At 63.5% G+C, this 19,503-nt stretch carries 18 protein-coding genes; 10 read left to right on the top strand and 8 right to left on the bottom strand.

Annotated elements, in window-relative coordinates; translation table 11 throughout:
• The 7 genes from MFF34_RS06305 to MFF34_RS06275 form a co-directional block, all read right to left on the bottom strand.
• Positions 1-760 (bottom strand): transporter (locus tag MFF34_RS06305; protein ID WP_238211281.1); only part of this gene is annotated, 760 nt, incomplete at its 3' end.
• A gap of 43 nt (positions 761-803) precedes the next feature.
• Positions 804-1,865, bottom strand: coding sequence for an NADH:ubiquinone reductase (Na(+)-transporting) subunit F (locus MFF34_RS06300; RefSeq protein ID WP_238211273.1), 1,062 nt, complete (start codon positions 1,863-1,865; stop codon positions 804-806).
• A gap of 11 nt (positions 1,866-1,876) precedes the next feature.
• Positions 1,877-2,236 (bottom strand): phenol hydroxylase subunit P4, encoded by a 360-nt coding sequence (locus MFF34_RS06295; RefSeq protein ID WP_238211271.1) that lies wholly within the window; start codon positions 2,234-2,236, stop codon positions 1,877-1,879.
• Positions 2,237-2,309: 73 nt separating this feature from the next.
• Positions 2,310-3,824 (bottom strand): aromatic/alkene/methane monooxygenase hydroxylase/oxygenase subunit alpha, encoded by a 1,515-nt coding sequence (locus MFF34_RS06290; protein ID WP_238211269.1) that lies wholly within the window; start codon positions 3,822-3,824, stop codon positions 2,310-2,312.
• Positions 3,825-3,856: 32 nt separating this feature from the next.
• On the bottom strand, positions 3,857-4,126 hold the full coding sequence (locus MFF34_RS06285) for an MmoB/DmpM family protein (protein ID WP_238211267.1): 270 nt from the start codon (positions 4,124-4,126) through the stop codon (positions 3,857-3,859).
• On the bottom strand, positions 4,123-5,118 hold the full coding sequence (locus MFF34_RS06280; protein ID WP_238211258.1) for an aromatic/alkene monooxygenase hydroxylase subunit beta: 996 nt from the start codon (positions 5,116-5,118) through the stop codon (positions 4,123-4,125). Before MFF34_RS06280 ends, MFF34_RS06285 begins: the two co-directional genes overlap by 4 nt.
• Positions 5,119-5,173: 55 nt before the next feature.
• The gene (locus MFF34_RS06275; RefSeq protein WP_027596204.1) at positions 5,174-5,431 is read right to left on the bottom strand and encodes a phenol hydroxylase subunit; all 258 of its coding nucleotides are present in this window, start codon (positions 5,429-5,431) and stop codon (positions 5,174-5,176) included.
• 372 nt (positions 5,432-5,803) lie between these two features.
• On the opposite strand from MFF34_RS06275, the gene MFF34_RS06270 reads away from it, so the two are divergent.
• The 5 genes from MFF34_RS06270 to MFF34_RS06250 all read left to right on the top strand — a co-directional run bounded on the left by MFF34_RS06270 (position 5,804) and on the right by MFF34_RS06250 (position 14,565).
• On the top strand, positions 5,804-7,507 hold the full coding sequence (locus MFF34_RS06270; RefSeq protein ID WP_238211256.1) for a sigma-54-dependent Fis family transcriptional regulator: 1,704 nt from the start codon (positions 5,804-5,806) through the stop codon (positions 7,505-7,507).
• A gap of 139 nt (positions 7,508-7,646) precedes the next feature.
• On the top strand, positions 7,647-10,439 hold the full coding sequence (locus MFF34_RS06265) for an amino acid adenylation domain-containing protein (protein ID WP_238211254.1): 2,793 nt from the start codon (positions 7,647-7,649) through the stop codon (positions 10,437-10,439).
• 97 nt (positions 10,440-10,536) lie between these two features.
• Entirely contained in the window at positions 10,537-11,067 is a 531-nt protein-coding gene (locus tag MFF34_RS06260; RefSeq protein ID WP_238211253.1) for a sigma-70 family RNA polymerase sigma factor, read from the top strand.
• Between the two features lie 2 nt (positions 11,068-11,069).
• Positions 11,070-12,017, top strand: coding sequence for a FecR domain-containing protein (locus MFF34_RS06255; RefSeq protein ID WP_238211252.1), 948 nt, complete (start codon positions 11,070-11,072; stop codon positions 12,015-12,017).
• A 97-nt stretch (positions 12,018-12,114) separates the two neighbouring features.
• Positions 12,115-14,565 carry a TonB-dependent receptor gene (locus MFF34_RS06250; RefSeq protein ID WP_238211251.1) on the top strand — a complete coding sequence of 817 codons (2,451 nt, stop codon included), beginning with the start codon at positions 12,115-12,117 and terminating at the stop codon, positions 14,563-14,565.
• 138 nt (positions 14,566-14,703) lie between these two features.
• On the opposite strand, the gene MFF34_RS06245 is transcribed toward MFF34_RS06250, so the two are convergent.
• The gene (locus MFF34_RS06245) at positions 14,704-15,159 is read right to left on the bottom strand and encodes a hypothetical protein (protein ID WP_027596198.1); all 456 of its coding nucleotides are present in this window, start codon (positions 15,157-15,159) and stop codon (positions 14,704-14,706) included.
• 199 nt (positions 15,160-15,358) lie between these two features.
• Here MFF34_RS06245 and MFF34_RS06240 point away from each other — a divergent pair, with 199 nt between their 5' ends.
• The 5 genes from MFF34_RS06240 (at position 15,359) to MFF34_RS06220 (ending at position 19,503) form a co-directional block, all read left to right on the top strand.
• Entirely contained in the window at positions 15,359-16,693 is a 1,335-nt protein-coding gene (locus MFF34_RS06240; protein ID WP_238211250.1) for a lysine N(6)-hydroxylase/L-ornithine N(5)-oxygenase family protein, read from the top strand.
• A 167-nt stretch (positions 16,694-16,860) separates the two neighbouring features.
• Complete coding sequence (locus tag MFF34_RS06235; RefSeq protein ID WP_027596196.1) at positions 16,861-18,054, top strand: PepSY domain-containing protein; 1,194 nt, start codon at positions 16,861-16,863, stop codon at positions 18,052-18,054.
• Positions 18,051-18,590 (top strand): hypothetical protein, encoded by a 540-nt coding sequence (locus MFF34_RS06230; protein ID WP_027596195.1) that lies wholly within the window; start codon positions 18,051-18,053, stop codon positions 18,588-18,590. The genes MFF34_RS06235 and MFF34_RS06230 overlap by 4 nt, the downstream gene beginning before the upstream one ends.
• On the top strand, positions 18,587-18,907 hold the full coding sequence (locus MFF34_RS06225) for a hypothetical protein (protein WP_027596194.1): 321 nt from the start codon (positions 18,587-18,589) through the stop codon (positions 18,905-18,907). Before MFF34_RS06230 ends, MFF34_RS06225 begins: the two co-directional genes overlap by 4 nt.
• Positions 18,908-18,933: 26 nt before the next feature.
• Positions 18,934-19,503: a DUF6162 family protein gene (locus tag MFF34_RS06220; RefSeq protein WP_238211294.1), complete on the top strand. Its 570-nt coding sequence runs from the start codon at positions 18,934-18,936 to the stop codon at positions 19,501-19,503.

Here is a 19,503-nt window from a genome sequence, read left to right as displayed (position 1 = left end):
GCCCTTTGTTATCTTCAATACGTTCGCCGTCCTGGCGGTCGTCAGTCGTCTGGCGGTAGTAATAACCACCTACCCCCAACACCCACCCGTTGCCCAGCCCCCACCCCACCGCATAGTCGACATGAAACTCCTGCCCAGACCGGTAATCGGTATCCGGGTTGCTGCGGTTGAAGTCGTACATCACCTTGGTATCCAGGTTGAGCCCTGCGGGATCGACGTAGCTCATCGCGTACACCGGCTCGAACACCCAGTAGTTGCGCCCAGGGTTGGCCAGGTCGTGTTTGTCGTAACGGCCCGTGGGCGCAATCATGTCGAAGGCCAGGATGCTGTGGAACTTGTCGCTGTGGTGAAAACCCAGCGCCGGGCCAAAAATCACGTCCCCCAGGCCACGGTTGTGCTGCGACTGGCCATTGACCGAAACCTTCAGGTCCACCAGCGGCACTATCGCGTGCAGCGCAAGGCTGCCGCCCAATACCGTGTAATCACTCACCCAGATCAGGCGTGGCACGATGGCATTGGCGCGCACGCGAAAGTCTACCGGCAGCTTGCTGCCGTCGTTACCACGCAGGTTGTCAGCCTCATAGTGGTTGACGAACAATTGGCCATAGACACCCGGCGGCGGCATGGCGCCGGACATGTAGTTCTCGGCACCGAGCGGGTACGACGTGCCGCCCCCTTCGGTAGCCTGTGAAAGGTTGGCTGCGCCGAACAGCGTGGCGCAGGCGGCAAGGCGTAGCAGGTTGGCAAGCTTCGGGTTCATCGGGTCAACCTTTGTTGTTGTTATCGGTCGTGCAATAAGCCGGTCAGATGCGCTTGAACAGCGCCGAACGCTGGCCTTCACCTGCGGCATCAGCAGCGCTGTAGAAGCGCTCCATGAAGATGTCGCGCTCGAACAGGCGGCCCTGCATCAGGCAACCGATGGCGGCGTCGATCATGGGTGGCGGGCCGCACAGGTAGGCCTTGTGGCCGTTGAAGCGGCCGTCGAAATGCTGCTTGGCAGCGTCGTGCACATAGCCGCGTACCCCCTGCCACTGCTCATCCTCGGCTGCCTGGCTAAGGGCTGGCACATAGCTGAAGTTGGCATGGCGGGCCGCCAGCGCTTCGAACAGCTCGCGGTTGTACAGTTCGGCGCGGGTACGTGCGCCCTGGAACAAGGTGATGTGCCGCGTGTCGCCCCGCGCCAGCAAGTCGAGGATCATCGACTGCGGGCTCGACAACCCTGAGCCACCGGCGATGAAGATCAGGTCGCCCGGCTGAGCGCTGCGCACGAAAAACTGCCCGTAAGGGCCGGACAGGCCCAGCGCATCACCCACCTTGAGTTGCCGGTGAATGTGCCCGGTCGCCACGCCGCCTTCCACCAGGCGCACGTGCAGCTCCACCTCATCGGGCCGGTCAGGCGGGTTAGCCAGGGAGAACGCGCGGGTGCCTTCGATGCCAGGCAGCTGCAGGTTCACGTATTGTCCGGCCTGAAACGCCATCGGCCGGTCGAGCTTGAGGTGCACGCCGCGAATGGTCGGCGACAGCTCAACCAGTTGGGTGACCACGGCGCGGTAGTCCTGCACCGGCAAGCCGGCAAAGTCAGGGTCGACGTCGATGTCGGCCTCGATCACCAGGTCGCTTTGTGGAATGGCACAGCAGGCCAGCGCCTTGCCCTCGTCGCGTTCCATGTCCATCAGGGCAAAGGAGGACGCCGCCCCCAGGTCGACCTCACCTTCCAGCACCTGGCACTTGCAGGTCGCGCAGGTGCCGTGGCCGCAGGCAAACGGCAACCACACGCCCTGGCGCAAGGCAGCCTCGAGAATGGTTTGGCCTTCCTCCACCTCAATCTGTTCACCGGTGGGTTCGATGGTGACTTGATAGCTCATGGCAGCGCTCCTCAGTTATGGCTGCCGCCCAGGCCTTCAAGGCCGGGGGTATGCAGGTGCAGCAGGCTCTTGTGGACGACACCGTTAGCGGCCAGCCCACGGGACAGGTCAGGCGTGAATGGCTGTTCGTCCAGGCGCCAGCGTGCGGCGGTGAAATCCACCTGCGCGGCATCGGGGTGCAGGGCAATGGCCGGCTTGACCACGTGCTCGATGAAGGCCGCGAACGGCTGCGCCGGGTCCACGGGCAGGGTGAACGGCGCGCAGAACAGCAGGTGGTTTTCCCAGCACAGGTACACCAGCTGGGCGCCGTGGAAGTTGGCCTGAAGGTCCAAGGGTTGGGCGGTGTAGGCGCCGATGGCGGTCACGGGCATGGCAAGGTTCCTCTTGTTCTTGTATGGGCCCGGGCGCAGCAAGGCGCCCAGGCAGTTGCGGTGTTTTGGCGGCTCAGCCGGCCTTGCGCCCAGCACGTTGCAAGGCCTCCCAGCGCTGCTGCTCGGGCGAGCCCTGGTACTCGAAGTTGTCCTGGCCGGGGGCGATGTTGTAGTAGTCGCGCACCACCGCCTCGACATCCTCACCGCCACAGTTGCCCTGCAGGATCTGGTGCACCGGCAGCCAGGCCTGCACGTATTTCTCGGGCTCGTAGGCGAAGATGTCGCAGCAGCCATCGGAGCAGAAGTGGTAACGCTCGCCTTCATGCACCAGGCTGCGGTGGCTCAGTTGCGTGGGCGCGTCCGGCTCGGTGAAGGCCAGCGGGATCTGGCAGATTTGGCAGAGCATTGGCAGGGTCGGGTTGTAGAAGCGTTCGCCGCGCGCCTGCAGGTCACGCCAATGCTCGTAACGCGGCCGGTAGTAGCGGTCGAACGTGTCCGGGTACTTGGCCGAGAGCCAGTCCAGTTCCTCGTCGGTGGGGATCCAGGTATGGAAATTGGTGGCCTGGCTGTACTGGTAGAAGATCGACCAGGCCTGGTGGCTGATGTGTTCTTTGCCGATGGTGGTCTGCTCGACGTATTTCGGCGGGCGGATGCCATAGCGTTCCAGGTCCTTGAACAACGCGCCGCCGGCCTGCTCGAAGTACACCTCCCAGGCCTCGGCCCACGACATCACTTTGTTCGGCAGCATGTAATCCATCATCATCCCGACCAGGGTCAGCAGCCGGTAGCCACGCCAGAACCATTTGTCGATCCAGCGCTGGACGATCGGCACGTTGTCCTCGTGCTGCTCGAGCAGAAACTTGATCACCTCAAGGCCCAGGGTCATGTGCCGGGCTTCGTCCGACTGCGCCGAGAAGCCGAAGGTGACGGTAGCCATGTCGCCGTTGAACGCGGCACCGGACATGAACGGCACGAACAGCAGGTTGGTCAGCACGTACTCGAAGGAGAACGAGATGGCCGTGAGGAACTCGAACGGGCCAGCCGTGCGGGCGTCTTCGAAAAACGACTTGGGCACCGAGAGGAACCACACCCGGTCGTGCATGTGGGCAAAGTCATGCAGGCCGTTGAAGTGCTTGTTGTAGTGGCTCATCGCATGCACTTGGGTCTGCACGTGGCGCAGTTCGTCTATCGCCTGCATCTGGCAGGCCACCCGCGCACCGGCACCGCCAAAATGCCGGCCGACGCGGGCGAAGCCTTGGTAGGCCTGGTATTCCAGGGGCGTGACACCACTCAAAAACAGCTTCAACGCGTTGACGTAACGGGCATCGGAAATGTTCTGGTGGCCGTTGTTCTGGGCAAAGGCGTCGAAGATCGCGTACAGCTTCTTCTCTTTTTCGGCCTGGTATTTCCAGTAGGCGTCCATCGTCAGGCGGAAGGGGTCTTCCCACTTGTCCCAGTCGGTGATCTTGATGCCCTCGAAGCGTTCGTAGGGGTAAATCGCGTCTTTGCTCTGGTAGCTCGGTTCCCAGCCCAGGTCACGGGTCAGGCAACGGTATTTGTCTTTCTGGTTGAGGCGCTTGGCGGCCATGGTGGCTCTCCGAATGTTGGTCGTTGGGCGGGTCAGTTCCAGTGCAGGACGAAGCAGTCTTCGTCTTCCTCGACGTTGCCGCCGAGGGTGATGACGTCGATCAGCATTTCCTGCACGTCCCATTCACGGCCGGTCTTTTCCTCCACCGTGGCGCGGTGAATCTCCAGGCGCCCTTCGGCCTGCACGCGGATCATCGCGGGCTGGTGCTGGACGACTGCGTGCGGGTTGTCCTGGGTGATGGCCTCGACGATGTAGCGGGCGCTGTCGTTGTCCTGGAAGGCGATGTAGACGAGGGAAGTCATGCGGCGTCTCCACTGAGGCCGAGTTTTTTCAGGCGTGCGCCAAAGGCGCTGTCGATGGCATCGAGGGCTTCGCGCCCAGGGCCGACCTCGGCCAGCGGCAGCAGCGCCTCCCGTGCGCGCACGCGCCACTGGGCCACCCAGCCGTCGACCCGTTGGCGGTTGTGTGCGCTCTCCCCGACCACGGTCTTGACCAGCGCATCGATCCACCGCTGGCTCTCGGCGAACCACAAGCGCATGAACTCGGTGAGCATGCCGACCTGCCCTGCCCCGTCGGCCACCAGTTGGGCATCGAAGTGCTCGAACAGCAGCGGGTACAACAGCCCATCACTGACCAGGTTTTGCGCCAGGGTCAGCTCGAACCAGTCCTGCACCACCAGGCTGTCTTCGACATAGCGGCGCAGCCCTTGCCAGGCAGGTTCGTCCAGCCAGCGCTGCTTGGCTTCGGCCAGCAATGCCAGGCCGTCCTCTTCGAGCAGCAGGCCGATGCGCGACAGGTACTGGGCAATGGCCAGGCGGTCCATAGCCTGGAACATATGCATCTGGGTGACGCTGGTACCGAAAGCGTCCGCGGCAATGCCGCTGTTGTTCATGTTGGCGCCCAGTTCGGCATGGCGTAGCGGCAGCAGCACGCGGGCGATCAGGGCACGGGTTGCGACGGGCAGGCTGGCCAACAGTTCGCGCTTTTCGCAGAAGGCGAAGCTGTGCTCGGCGTTTTCCTGCATCCGTGCCCGGGCCTGCACGTAGGTGCCGTAGTAGTACTGGCGCGGGTCGCTGACGGTGTACCAGTCGGCCATGCACACGGCGGTGCGGCTGGGGTCGTTGAGCAGCTTGTCGGGCTGCCACAGCGGGCGGTAGTGGAAGTTGCTGGCGGCTTCGATGTCGAAGCTGGCTTCCTGGTAGCGGCTGGCAGGTTTATCGCCGAAACGCCGGCGGGTGTGGCTGAAGGTCTGGCGAATCGGCTCGACCGTGGCCGTCTTGATCTCGATACTCATGCAAGGCGTCCTGTACTTGTTGTTGTGGGGAAGCAATGCGCCGGCAAACGGCGCGTCAGTCGTTGTCGTCGTGGCGCTCGCCGTAGCGCCACTTCTGCATGTCGGCATCGACGGCAGCGGCCATTGCGGCGTCCATGTGAAGCACCCGGTTGCTTTCGCAGAAGCGCGCGAAGGCAGCGCGTGGCAAAACCAGTTCGACGAACAAGTCCGGGTAGGCGATGGCAAAGTCGAACTCGACAAAGGCGGCGTCCGGCGCGCTGCGTACCCGGACGTAGCGCGGCATCTGCTCGAAGGGCGTGGTGGCTGGGGTCATCGGTTGTGCTCCGGTAAGGCTTGCAAGGGCTAGAGCAACCGCTGTGCCAGGCCTGCTTCCAGAGCAGGAAAAACAATTCAATTCATTGATTTAAAACGATTTTTACACCAATCAAAGATAAGCCGAGACGCGATCAAGCGGCCGCCGCAGCCCGCCCGATTGATCATTTGCTCAATCCCGCAACGGCACTTCGAGCAAATGACCAACGCGTGCTGCGATTGACTTTTGCGTAGGTTTCAGGCGGTTTAGAAAGAAGAGATGACCCGAGCCTTGCCTGAGCCGCCGAGGTCGTCCCGGCGCGACCACCACCCGCCCACGCCTGAGCGGAACGCGCCGATTCCCCATACAATTACAAGCAAGGGGCGCACGCGAATGATTACCCAGTACAGGGCGCCAGAACCTGCGCCGGCGCTGAAGGACCTCACCGAACGGGTGCGTTTCCTCGGCACCGAAGGCAAGATCTGGCTGGACGAACAACGCATGCTGCTGGTGCAGGCGGCGATGATGGCCGGTATGCGCCGCGAGCTGATCGAAATGCTCGGCGTCGAACGCGCAAAGGGGTTTTTCCTGCGCCTGGGCTACCAGTCCGGCCTCAAGGATGCCGAGCTCGCCCGCAAGCTGCGCCCCAACGGCAACCCGGTGGAGATGTTTTTCATCGGCCCCCAGTTGCACTCGCTCAAAGGCATGGTCAAGGTCCGCCCGTTGCAGCTGGAGATCGACCTCGACAACGGCCATTTCTACGCCGACATCGAATGGCAGGACTCTTTCGAGGTGGAAAACTGCCAGCAAGAAAACCTGCAGTCCGAGCAACCGATCTGCTGGATGCTGCTGGGCTACGCAATCAGCTACAGCTCGTTCTTCCTCGGCCGCCAGGTGCTGTACAAAGAGGTCAGCTGCCGCGGTTGTGGCGGCAGCGAATGCCGCATCATCGGCAAGCCGGTGGAGCAATGGGAAGACGCCGAAACGTTCATGCGCTACTTCCAGAGCGACCCGGTGATCGATGAGTTGCAGTCCTTGCAGGTGCAGGTGGCCAACCTGCGCCAGCGCCTGCAGTACGAATCGGGGCAGTTCTACGGCATCGGCCAGTCGGCGGTGTACCGGCGCTGCTGCGCGCTCACCGACAAGGTCGCCTCGGGCAAGGCCTCCGTGTTGCTGCTGGGTGAAACCGGCGTCGGCAAAGAAGTCATCGCCCGCAGCCTGCACCTGCGCAGCGAGCGCGCCGGCGCGGCGTTCGTCGCCCTGAACTGCGCGACCATACCGCCCGACCTGATCGAGGCCGAACTGTTCGGTGTCGAGAAAGGCGCCTACACCGGCGCCCAGCAGGCCCGCATGGGCCGTTTCGAGCGGGCCAACGGCGGCACCCTGTTCCTCGACGAAATCGTCGAGCTTACGCCACGCGCCCAGGCCAGCCTGCTGCGGGTGTTGCAGGAAGGCGAACTGGAGCGGGTGGGCGACAGCCGCACACGCAACGTTGATGTGCGGGTGATCGCCGCCACCCATGAAGACCTGGAGCAAGCTGTCAAGGACGGGCGTTTTCGCGCCGACCTGTTCTACCGGCTCAACGTGTTCCCGGTACGCATCCCCGCACTGCGCGAGCGCCGCGAGGACATCCCGCTGCTGATCGAGCACTTCCTCGGGCGCCTGCATGAAAGCTACGGCAAGAAAACCCGCGGCCTCAGCGACCGGGCCATGGAGGTGTGCCTGCATTACGACTGGCCGGGCAACATCCGCGAGCTGGAAAACCTCATGGAGCGCGGCGTGATCATCACCGATGAGAACCAGAGTATCGGCCTGGATGCGTTGTTCCCGCATGCACCGCCCGCCATCGACAGCATCGGCCTTGGCAGCGATGGCCGGCTGGTGGCCGACAGCGACCTGTCAACGCCAGGTTGGGTGGCGCAGATCATCGACAGCGGCACCGGCCTGGATGCCGTCGAGGAGGCGCTGATGCAAGAGGCCATGGCACGCTGCCGGCAAAACGTTTCGGAAGCGGCGCGGCTGCTCGGCATGACCCGCCCTGCCCTGGCCTATCGGCTGAAAAAGGCACCCGGCTGGAGCGTGGCCGGTAAGCCTTGAGCAGTTGGGGCTGCTTTGCAGCCCCAACATTTCAGCGCCCACGCAAATACCGCAAGCGCATTGGCGCCATTCACTGCCCTGCACTAGCGTTGTGCTATCCAGCCAGCCACTTGCCGTTCATGCGGAGCGAACACATAACATGCCGGATCTGCGCCCGAACCCGACGCTGAGCCTTGAGTACCGTGCCGAACAGCCGATTTTCCAGGCCTTTGTGGAGCAGGCGAGTCGCTCGCCCGAGGCAACCGCGATCATTGCCCACGAAGCCACCTGCAGCTATAGACAACTTGAGCAGATCAGCCAGGGTATCGCCACGTACCTGCTCGAAAACGGCGCCATCAGCGCCGATCGGGTAGTGATTGTCGCAACTCGCGGCGCGGCGCTGGTCTATGCCATGCTCGGCGCCTTGCGCGCCGGGCTGACCTTCACCGTCGCCGACGCCGCATACCCGGCTGCGCGTATCGGCCAGATCATCCGCACACTTGAACCTGGCTTTGTATTGCGCTGTGGCGACGCCGAGGTCGAACCTGGCCGTGCGCACTGCGTGAACGTGCCGCACGCCCCCGCCGATGCCCTGCAACACTTCGCCAGCCAGCCAGTGCCCCTGCCCGCAGTCAGCCCCGCTCAGCCTGCCTACATTACCTTCACCTCGGGCAGCACTGGCGAACCGAAGGGCATCGTCACCCATCATGCGCCGCTGGTGCACTTCGTCGACTGGCACGTGCAGCAGCATGGTTTTACCCAGGATGACCGCTTTTCGCTGCTATCCGGCCTGGGCCACGACCCGGTTTACCGCGATGTGTTCACGCCGCTGTCGATTGGCGCCACCATCCTCTGCCCGGCCCAGTCCACCCTGACCGACCCGTCGCGCCTGGCTGCGTGGATACACAACCACGGCGTGTCCGTCATCCACCTGACGCCGCCTTTGGGCAAACTGATCGAAACCGGCGCACGGATGAACGGGCTGCTGTTCGAACGCTTGCGTTACCTGTTCTGGGGTGGCGATGCGCTCAGCCCTACGCTGTACCAGCAGATGTGTGCCATTGCGCCACACGCCACCAGCGTGAACTTCTACGGTACCACCGAAACGCCACAGGCCATGGCCTTCCACGTGCTTGACCCGCACGCAGACAACAGCAAAATCCCGTTGGGCAAAGGCATAGGCGGCGCGCAACTGTTGCTCGTCAACGAGGCCAACCACCTGGTCGAAGCCGGCGAAGTCGGGGAAATCCTGATCCGCAGCCCCTACCTGTCGCTGGGTTATTGGGGCGACCCGGCACTGACCCAGGAAAAGTTCGTGGTAAACCCGTTCACCGGCGCCCCGGCCGACCGCTGCTACCGCACCGGCGACCTGGGCACGTACCTGGCCGATGGCAACGCCACTTTTTTGGGGCGCGGTGACAGCCAGGTGAAAATCCGCGGCCATCGCATCGAACTGGCGGAGATCGAAAACGCCATCACCCAACAGCCGCGCATCAAGCAATGCGTGGTGCTGGCCAACCATGACAACGCGAGTGTCAGGCTGGTCGCTTACTGCGTCGCCGATCAGCCCATAGCGACCACTGAACTGCGCCAGGCCATCGCAGGCATGCTACCGGACTACATGGTGCCGGCGATGTTCCTGTTGGTGCCAAGCATTCCACTCACGCCCAACGGCAAAATCGACAAGCGCGCCTTGCCTGCGGCCTTCGATGACAGCGCCTCCAGCACGCCGCAGGCGCTGTCACCGCTGGCGTTGAAACTGACCGAGGCCTGGGCGCAGATACTGCAGGCTCCGCACATCGATGCCCGCCTCACCTTCGTGGAGCTCGGCGGCGACTCGCTGTCGTTCGTCCGCGCCTCGATGGTGCTGGAAGCGCTGATCGGCCACTTGCCAGATCGCTGGGAAATGATCCCGGTACAGGACCTGGCCGAACTGGCCGAACCAGGCACCCCGGCCAACACGTGGTCGATGCGGGTCATGGAAGTGCCGGTGTTCCTGCGCATGGTCGCCATTCTGCTGATTGTGGTCGGGCATTTGAATGTGTTTTCCGAGTGGCGGATTGCAGGCGAGACGTCGGTGCTGTTCCTGATCTCCGGCATCAGCCTGGCCAGGTTCCAGTTCAAGGCCATCGATGAGCGCGGCGATGCGCGCATGCTGCTCAAGTCCCTGGCCGCCATCGCGGTGCCGACGATTCTGTACACAGTACTGGTGCAGGCGGTGTTCGACCGAGTCCACTGGCAATCACTGCTGTTGATCTCCAACTGGTTCCCGCCCGACAAGGTCGGCGTGTTCAATTACTGGTACATCGAAGTGTTGGTGCAGATGCTGCTGATCCTCGGTGTCGTGTTGTCGATCAAGCGTGTGCGCAAGGCGATCATCGCCAAGCCGTTCCCCTGCCTGGTCATGGCCTCGTGCGCACTGGTGGTGGCGGATGTGCTGTTCAGCCGCTTCGTGTTCGACACCACAGCCCTGCTCAACCGGGTACCTCAGCATTACCTGGCCGTGATGGTACTGGGCATGGCCATCCACTACGCCGACACCACGCTGCGCAAAGCGATCGCCAGTGCGGTGGCGCTGCTGCTGATTGCCGAGCTCGACCTGGTGGCCCTTGCCGGCCTCGGCTGGCAGGCCTTTGCCCGTTACATCGATATCGCCCTGCCGGCGATGCTGGCCTTGATCTGGTTCCGGTCGGTGCCCGTGCCGGGCGTGGTCGCAAGGGCAGGCGCGATGATCGCCTCGTCCACGTTGTTCATTTACCTGACGCACTTCCAGTTCCAGTCGCTGGCACGGCGCATCGTCGATCAGCCGTTGTTCGCGGTGGCCCTGGCCCTTGTCGGTGGCGTGCTGGTGACGTACTGCTGGAACACGCTGACCCGGCACGTCATTGCACGCCTTGCCGGGCGACGCAAGACGCGTGGGGCACAGGCCGTGGAACGCGCGACCTCCCCTTGAAGCGGTAACGCTGTCGGTCCGCGGGTCATTGCCAAGCCTGAAACAGTTTGCATAAAATGCGAACCATTAACATTTGCAACTCTTTCAGGCGGCATGGATGAGCACCCCGGACGTAGCCCTCAATACCCAAGTCACCCAGCTCTACCGCGCGCAGAGCAAGTGGCTGCACGGTTGGCTGACGCCCCGGGTCAACTGCACCCACCTGGCCGCGGACCTGGTCCAGGACGTGTTCGTTCGGGTGATGTCGGCCGCCGACGCTGCGGCCAAGCTCGAAGCGGTACGTGAACCCAAGGGCTACTTGGCCACCATCGCCCGTCGTCTGATGATCGACCATCTGCGCCGCGTGCACCTGGAACGGGCCTGGTTGCAGGTGCTGGCCGAGCAACCCGAAGCGTTGGATATCTCGGCAGAACAGCGTGTTGCCCTGCTGCAGACCTTGTTCGAGCTCGATGCGATGCTGGCAGCGCTCGGCACCAAGGTGCGTGAGGCGTTCTTGCTTTCGCAGGTCGATGGCCTGCCCTACAAACACATCGCCACCCAGTTGAGCATCTCTGAAGTGACGGTGCGCCGCTACGTTGCCAAGGCGGCCGAGCACTGCATGATCTACAGCCTGACGCACGGCCAGTGAGCATGGCCCTGAGTACCGAGCAACTCGCGGCCCTGCGCCAGGCCGCGCACTGGTACAGCCAGCTCAACAGCGGTGAGGCGCAGCCCAGCGAGTACAGTGCCTGGCAGGCGTGGCTGAACGCTACCCCGGTCAATGCCTGGGCCTGGCAGCAAGCCGAGCGTTTGCAGACACGCATGAGCACCCCCCATGCCCCTGCCACCACGCGGGTGTTGGCCGTGGCCGCACACGGCCGCCACGCCTCGCGCCGCCGCGTGGTCAAAGCCGGCCTGGTGTTGCTTGGGGGCAGTGCCCTGGGCCTGGGCAGCTATCGCGAAATGCAGCACTCGCCGCTGTTGCCAGATGTGCGCAGTGGCGTGGGCGAACAGCGCTGGCTGACCTTGAAAAACGGCAGCACGGTGCTGCTCAACACCGCCTCCTCCGTTGACATCGACGAGACCCGCGAACAGCCGTCGGTGCGGCTGCGCCAAGGCGAAATCATGGTCGAGGTGCCCGCGCAGCAACGCTGCAGCGTGGTGACCCGATACGGCAGCGTAGAGGCGGGCCACAGCCGCTTTTCCGTGCGGCTGCTGGACGACGCCGGCAAGCTCGAGGTGTTTGGCCAACAAGCACGCGTGGCGCTTGCCGCTGGCCAGGCGATGGCGCTGAACAGCGGCCAGAGCTGCCAGTTCAATGGCCAGGGCTTTTCTGCCGTGCAGGCCTTGGCCAGTGCCGCAGACGCCTGGAGCCGCGGCTTGCTGATCGTGAACGACCAACGCCTCGACACCTTCATCAACGACCTCGCGCGCTATCGGCCCGGTTGGCTGCGCTGCGCGCCCTCGGTGGCCGGCCTGCGCATCAGCGGCACCTATCGGCTCAATGACACCGATCAGATACTGCGCGCGCTGACCACGTCCCTGCCGGTGCAGGTGCAGGCCCGCACCCGCTACTGGGTCACCGTCACCGCCGCATAAAAAAAATGGTCAAGGCCTGATCACTTTGCCGCGGCTCATCCGACTCATAGGTAACCCCAGCCCTGGCTGACTCTTTACCTTTCAGAGAACAATGACGATGACCTGCCGCTTCACTCTCAGGCCGTTCAGCGCGCCAGACCTGCGCACCTGCCTGTTGCTGACTGCATTGCTCGGTGGGCCAGGCGCAGCCTGTGCCGCGCAAGCGCATGACTACCACCTGCCGCAGGGCGACCTAGGCGAGACACTGACCCGGTTTGCCGCAGCGTCTGGCATCGTCTTGTCGTTCGACACCCAATGGACGCGCGGCAAACGCTCCCCAGCCTTGAATGGCCAGTACCCGGTGGACCAGGCTCTGCAGATGCTACTGAGCGGCACCGGCCTGCAGGCCGTACAGGAAAGCGACGGCCGCTACTCGCTGCTGCAGACCCACCAACAGGGTGACGTGGTGGAGTTGGCCCCTAGCCGCATCGACGGCCAGGGCCTGGGCAACATCACCGAGGGCACTGGCGCCTACACCACCGGCGGTTCGACCACCGCCACCAAGCTGCCGCTGACCCTGCGCGAAACACCGCAGTCCGTCAGCGTGATTACCCGCCAGGCGATCGACGACCACGGCTCGCAAGACATCGGCGAAGTGCTGCGCAATACGCCCGGGGTTTCGGTGCAGGCGTATGACAGCGAGCGCATGGAATACTCCGCACGCGGCTTTGCCATCACCAACTACCAGTACGATGGCGTCAACACCATCTATGACGGTGTCTATGACGAAGGTGCGACCCACGTCGACATGGCCGCCTACGACCGCGTCGAGGTCATCAAGGGCGCGACCGGGCTGATGACTGGCTCCGGTGACCCCTCCGCTACGGTCAACTTGATCCGCAAGAAGCCCACCCACGACTTCAAGGCCTCAATCACCGCCAGCGCCGGTTCCTGGGACAACTACCGCACCGAAGGTGATATCGCCGGCCCGCTCAACGCCAGCGGCAGTGTGCGCGGCCGCTTGGTCGGCGCGTACCAGGACCGCAAGTCTTACCTGGATCACTACAAACAGAAGAAGGACGTCTACTACGGCATTCTCGAAGCCGACCTGACGCCCGACACCCTGCTGACCTTCGGCATCGACAACCAGACCACCACGCCACGTGGCTCTTCCTGGACTGGCAACCCGACCTACTTTGCCGACGGCAGCCGCACCGACTTTTCGCGTTCGCACAACCCAGGTGCCGACTGGAGCCGCCGCGACTTCCAGTCCACCACCTACTTCGGCTCGCTGGAGCAGGCACTGGCCAATGACTGGAAGGTCAAGCTCAGCCTCAACCACATGATCAGCGACCATGACACCCGCCTGGCCTCAGCCAGCGGCGGCAACCCCAACCCCGCAACCGGCGAAGACATGTTCTTCTACTGGGGGCGCTGGGAAGGCCACCGCGTGCAGAACACCGCCGACCTGAATGTGTCCGGGCCCTTCACCCTGTTCGGCCGCCAGAATGACCTGGTCGCAGGCTTCATGACCTCGCATTCGCGCCAGACCGGCGACACCTTCGACGGCAGTGCCTTCGCCCAGGTACCGGGCTCGATCTTCGACTGGAACGGCAAGATTGCGATACAGGACTTCCCGAAAAACGGCGACTACACCACCACCCAGAGCCAGAACGGCGCTTACGTGGCCACGCGCCTGAGGCCAACTGACAACCTGTCGCTGATCCTCGGCACCCGAGTCAGCACCTTCAAATACAACGACGATCAGGATTACTACCCGACCTCGTCCCTGGATGACACCCACGCCAGCTACAAGCAACACGGCGTCGTCACCCCCTATGCCGGCGTGGTCTATGACCTGGACGATACTTACTCGGTGTACGCCAGCTACACCTCGATCTACCAGCCGCAGGTGTACAAGGACGTCAATGGCGCCACCCTCGACCCGGTGGAAGGCGATGGTTATGAAGCGGGCCTGAAGGCGGCCTATTTCGATGGCCGGCTCAACGCTACCCTGGCGTTTTTCCGGATCGAACAAGACAACGTCGCCTCCTCCGTCGGCACCAACCCGGTCACCAACGAGGGCATCTACAAAGCGATCGACGGCGCCACGACCCAGGGCGTCGAACTGGAGCTGGCCGGTGAACTGGCACCAGGCTGGAACATCACCGCCGGCTACACCTACGCCCGTACCCGCGACGCCGACGACAACCGCCTGTTCGGCTTCCCGCTGGCGACCACCAAGCCTGAGCATGTGGCGCGGCTGTTCAACACCTACCGGCTGCCCGGCGCGCTGGACCGCGTCACCGTCGGTGGTGGGCTACGTTGGCAGAGCGCGTTCTACGGCACTATCTACAGCCCGACGGCTGGCGACTACACGCGCATCAAGCAGGGGGGGTACACCTTGGTGGACCTGATGACCCGCTACCAGTACAGCGAGCACCTGAGCTTCACGGTCAATGCCAACAACGTGTTCGACAAGGTGTACCTGACCGGGCTGGGCAACTTCGACACCACCTACTACGGCGAGCCACGCAACCTGATGGTCACGACCCGCTGGGATTTCTGAGGCTGCCAGTGTAGGAGCAGCCTTGTGCTGCGAAGAGGCCGGTGCATAAGTCCTAGATGTGAGGGGCCTACACTGGCCTCTTCGCAGCGCAAGGCTGCTCCTACAACAGCCCTAGGCCTAATGCCAGTCAGTTAGGGCCTAGGCCTGGGTGCTGACCATCCCGCCCGCGCTGCTGCCACCGCTCTCTTGCAGCGCTTCGAGCAGTTGCGCGGTCGCCTGCATGATTTGGCCAGTCAGGGTGGCGATGCTGGCCTGCTTGGCGCTCACCGCTGCGGCTTTGGCAGTCTCTTCCATCTTCGACGCCATCAATGCGGCCAACTGCTTCTGTTCTTCAGCCAGCTGCTTTTGCAGCTCCTTGATCATCTGCCGCAGCTGCTGTACAGCCGCCGACTCGTCGCTGCTCTCGCTGCCCTGGGCCGACTCCGCCTGGCCACCGCCACCCACCTTCAAGGTGTCGCCACTGATGCTCAATGGCCCGCCTTTTTCGCTCTGCGCGGCCTGCTTAGCCTGCTCGCGCTCGGCGGCCGCCGCAGCGCTCATCGCCTGGGCGGAAACACCATTGATGTGTAGGTTACTCAAAGATATTGCTGTCATGCCGATTCCCTGCCTTCAGGTGAGTCCTTGCCTTGACCCCCCTATCGGCCGCCGGACGCAATTCTTTAGCCAGCGGTGACAAAACCCTGTAACCCCACCAGTAAATTCCCCCTCACGTGGCTCGTTCCAACACATGTACTTGCGCAGGAGCCGGAGCCCCGGCGGGCGTCCACATTCGACCATTCAGGGAATCGCAGCCATGAGCCAGTCCTCACAGCAGGAAACAATCAAAGATCTGATCGGCGTGGGCTTCGGCCCTTCCAACCTGGCCTTGGCCATCGCCCTGGAAGAGCTTGCTCAGTCCCAGGGCCATGCCCTGGACGCGCTGTTCATCGACAAGCAAAAAGACTACCGCTGGCACGGCGAGACACTGGCGACCCAGAGCGAGCTGCAGATTTCGTTTCTCAAGGACCTGGTCTCGCTGCGCAACCCGACCAGCCCTTACAGCTTCGTCAATTACCTGCACCAGAAGCAGCGCCTGGCCGACTTCATCAACCTCGGCACTTTCTATCCCTGCCGCCTGGAGTACAACGACTACCTGCGCTGGGCCGCCGAGCACTTCGCCACCCAGGCGGTGTATGGCGAAGAAGTGGTGCGCATCGAGCCCGAAGTGACGGCCGGCCGGGTCGAGCACCTGCGCTTGGTCTCGCGCGACCTGCAAGGCCGCGAATACAGCCGCCGCACGCGCTCGGTAGTGGTCGGCAGCGGCGGCACGCCGAAAATTCCGGAAAAGTTCGGCGCCTTCAAAGATGACCCGCGCGTCTTCCACCACTCCCAGTACCTCAGCAGCCTGAACAAACTGCCGTGCACTGAAGGCAAGCCGATGCGCATCGCGGTGATCGGCTCTGGCCAGAGCGCCGCCGAGGCCTTCATCGACCTCAACGACAGCTACCCGTCGGTCAAGGTCGACATGATCCTGCGCGGCTCGGCACTCAAGCCGGCCGACGACAGCCCGTTCGTCAACGAGATCTTCTCCCCAGGCTATACCGACCTGGTCTACAACGAGCCGGCCGACCAACGCAGCAAGCTGCTGGGCGAGTACCACAACACCAACTACTCGGTGGTCGACCTGAACCTGATCGAACGCATCTACGGCATCCTCTACCGCCAGAAGGTCGCCCACCAGTTCCGCCACAACGTGCTGTGCCGGCGCCAGGTGGAAGCGGTGGTGGCCACCCGCGAAGGCCTGGAACTGACCCTGCGCGACCTCGCCACTGGCCAGCACCAGACCCACCGCTACGATGCGGTGATCCTGGCTACCGGCTACGAGCGCCGCTCGCACCGCGACCTGCTGGCACCACTGGCGGGTTACCTGGACGACTTCAGCGTCGACCGCAACTACCGGGTACTGGCCAGCCCAGACCTGCAGGCGTCGGTTTACTTGCAAGGTTTCTGCGAGAACAGCCACGGCCTGAGCGACACCTTGCTCTCGGTGCTGCCCGCCCGCGCCGCCGAGATCGGCCAGGCGCTGTACCAGGACCTGTCGCGCCTCAATGGCCGTTCGCAACCGGCTGTCGCCCTGACCAGCGCCTGATTCCCGCCCTTACTCGCCGGCCTGTCGCCCTGCGCGAAGGCCGGCTTGTGCTTTCTGAAACATTTGCTTGCATTTAAAACGGCAGGATTTCCATTCTCATTCGTCTTTATAAGTGCAGCCCTCTTGGTTGGGCATAAGCTCGACTACACATTTCAGAAGACGATCAGATGGCCAAATCCCCGAAAAAATCCAAATCCAAGTTGTGGTTCCTGGTCCACAGCTGGCTCGCCCTCCCGATCTGGTTCTTCGTGCTGATCGTCTGCTTTACCGGCATGCTCGCCGTGGTCAGCCAGGAGATTGTCTGGCTGGCCAACCCGGACGTGCGCGCCAGCAAGCCTGACGGCGATGCCGAACGCCTGAGTTACCAGCAGGTGCTCGATGCCCTGCACAAGGCCGAGCCGGACATGGCCGTGGAGTCGCTGAGGCAGCCGGATGGCTCGCACTTCGCCTTGACCGCCGATGTGACCTTCCCCGACGGCACCAGCCCAACGCTCTACGTCAACCCGTACACCGGGGCCATCCAGGGCAAGAGCCCGGACTTCAACTTCGAAGGCTTCACCCGCGCCTTGCATGGCTGGTGGCTGGTGCCCTTCACCAATGGCTTCAGCTGGGGTTGGTACCTGGTCTCGATACTCGGCCTGCCGATGCTGGCCTCGCTGGTCACAGGCCTGGTGGTCTACAAGAAATTCTGGAAGGGCTTCTTCAAGCCCGTTCGCACCGGCCATGGCTCGCGCATCTTCTGGGGTGACCTGCACCGGCTGGCCGGGGTTTGGTCGATCTGGTTCATCGCGGTCATTTCCATCACCGGGACCTGGTTCCTGATCCAAGCGATTTTGTTCGACAACAACATCAGCATCTCCAGCCGACCTATCGTACCGGTCATCGCCCGTGAGGATGTGCCGCAGACAGCCGATGGCAGCCAGGCACCGCGCATCGATGTGGATGAAGCGGCGCGCATCGCCGGCTTGGCGATCCCGGGCCTGGAGATCAGCTCCGTTTCACTGCCGGCTACTGCCTACAGCCATGTCACCCTGGGTGGCCGCGGCTGGTACCCGCTGATGTTCCAGTCGGCCGCCGTCAACCCCTACACCAGCAACGTCGACAGCCAGTTCCTGATCAGCGACCGCTCTGCCCTGGAGTTTGTCACCGAGTCCATGCGCCCCCTGCACACCGGCGACTTTGGCGGCCTGGCGATCAAGCTGATCTGGTTCTTCTTTGGCCTGGTGCTCACCCTGATGGTGTTCAGCGGCCTGTTGATCTGGACCAAACGCACCGCCCAGGCGACCGCCGCCGCCCTCAAGCGCAGCGAGCGTGCGCCACGCGCGGCCAGCCGTGAAACCACCGTGGAGATCCGCCCATGAGCCAGGCCAAGACCCTGCCCGCCAGCCCGCTCAAGCAGTGGTGGCTGAAATGGCGCTTCCACCTGAACATCCTGCTGATCCTCATCCCGCTGGGTTTCATGCCCAAGTACTTCGAAAACGCCAGGCTGTTCCGTGGCGACGCCGGGCTGGGGGCGAACGTGATCAGCGACATCCAGGTCGGCCCCTACAGCCTGAACTTGGCCGAACTGCGCGACGAGGCACCACGCGCCGACGGCCCGGCCGGCCATTTCAAGTCGTTCAGCGCCTCGCTGTGCAAGGCCTGCATCAATGACGTCAAGGCCGTCTACCTGCGCATCGGCAAACCGCGCAGCCTGCGCGCTGCTGGCACCATTTTCTTCGGCGCTCCGTACCGCATGGGCACCAACCTGCTGATACCGCCGCGCACCCAGCCTGATGCACAGATCTGGATCACCCTCGAAGGCTGGGACGGCAGCATGCACCAGGCTTCGGTCCCCCTGGCCAAGGCATCGCCCGCCACCGTGGCCTGGCTCGAGAAACAAGGAGGCAAGAAATGAAACACCTGATGCGTAAGCTCGCCCTGCCCTTGCTGGTACTGGCCGCCGGCCCTGCCCTGGCCCACAACCCGATGTGCGAATGCGAAGAAGTGGCCAGCGGCCAGGTCAAATGCACCGGCGGTTTCTCGGATGGCAGCGGCGCCCCTGGGGTGACCCTGGATGTGATCGGCTATGACGAGCAGGTGCTGGTCGGCGGCAAGCTCGGCGACGACTCGACCCTCACCTTCAAACGCCCCGACGGTGAGTTCTACGTACTGTTCGATGCAGGCCCTGGGCATGTCGTCGAAGTCGACTACGCCGACATTGCCCAACCATGAACAGCCCGGCCATGAATAGCCCAGCCATGAACCGCGCCCAGGTAGTCCGCCCGGCCGGTGCCGGCCACGAAACCCTGTACGTGCTGCTGGTCAGCCTGCTGATCATGGTGCTTGCCGCCACGGTGGTGATGCTGCGTGGCGAACGCGAGGACGAACAGACCATCGCCATCCACCAGATCGACGCCCGCCGCGACCTGACGCCCGCCGAGCAAGGCCTGTACACCGACCTGCGCGTGGCCTTCGACGAGATCCAGTTGCTGCGCGAGGAAACCGCCGCCGTGCCCAGCGTGCAAGCCCTGGCCGACGACGGCTTGCCACCTTTTGTGGTCGATGCGGGCAGCCAGAGCCGCGGTGGCCACCAGTGGTCGTGGCTGGCAACTGGCGCCTACCTGGGCCGCAGCCAGGCCCCTCAGGTGGCCGGCAGCCTGCTGCTGATTCTGCCTGACGACAGCACTGGCCAGCCGGATGTGTGGCTACGCCGCGACAGCGCCGCCGTTACGCCGGACGACCTGGGCCACGCCGCCCTGATCGCCGCCGGCTGGCAACAGGTGGTCAGCCACTACGACGCCGGGGTCACCCGCGAACACCGTCACTGA

It is taken from the genome of Pseudomonas sp. PAGU 2196 (assembly GCF_022179005.1).
GTDB lineage: Bacteria > Pseudomonadota > Gammaproteobacteria > Pseudomonadales > Pseudomonadaceae > Aquipseudomonas > Aquipseudomonas kermanshahensis.
The sequence above is the reverse complement of the archived record's forward strand: the minus strand, read 5'-3'. Positions and strand labels throughout refer to the sequence as shown.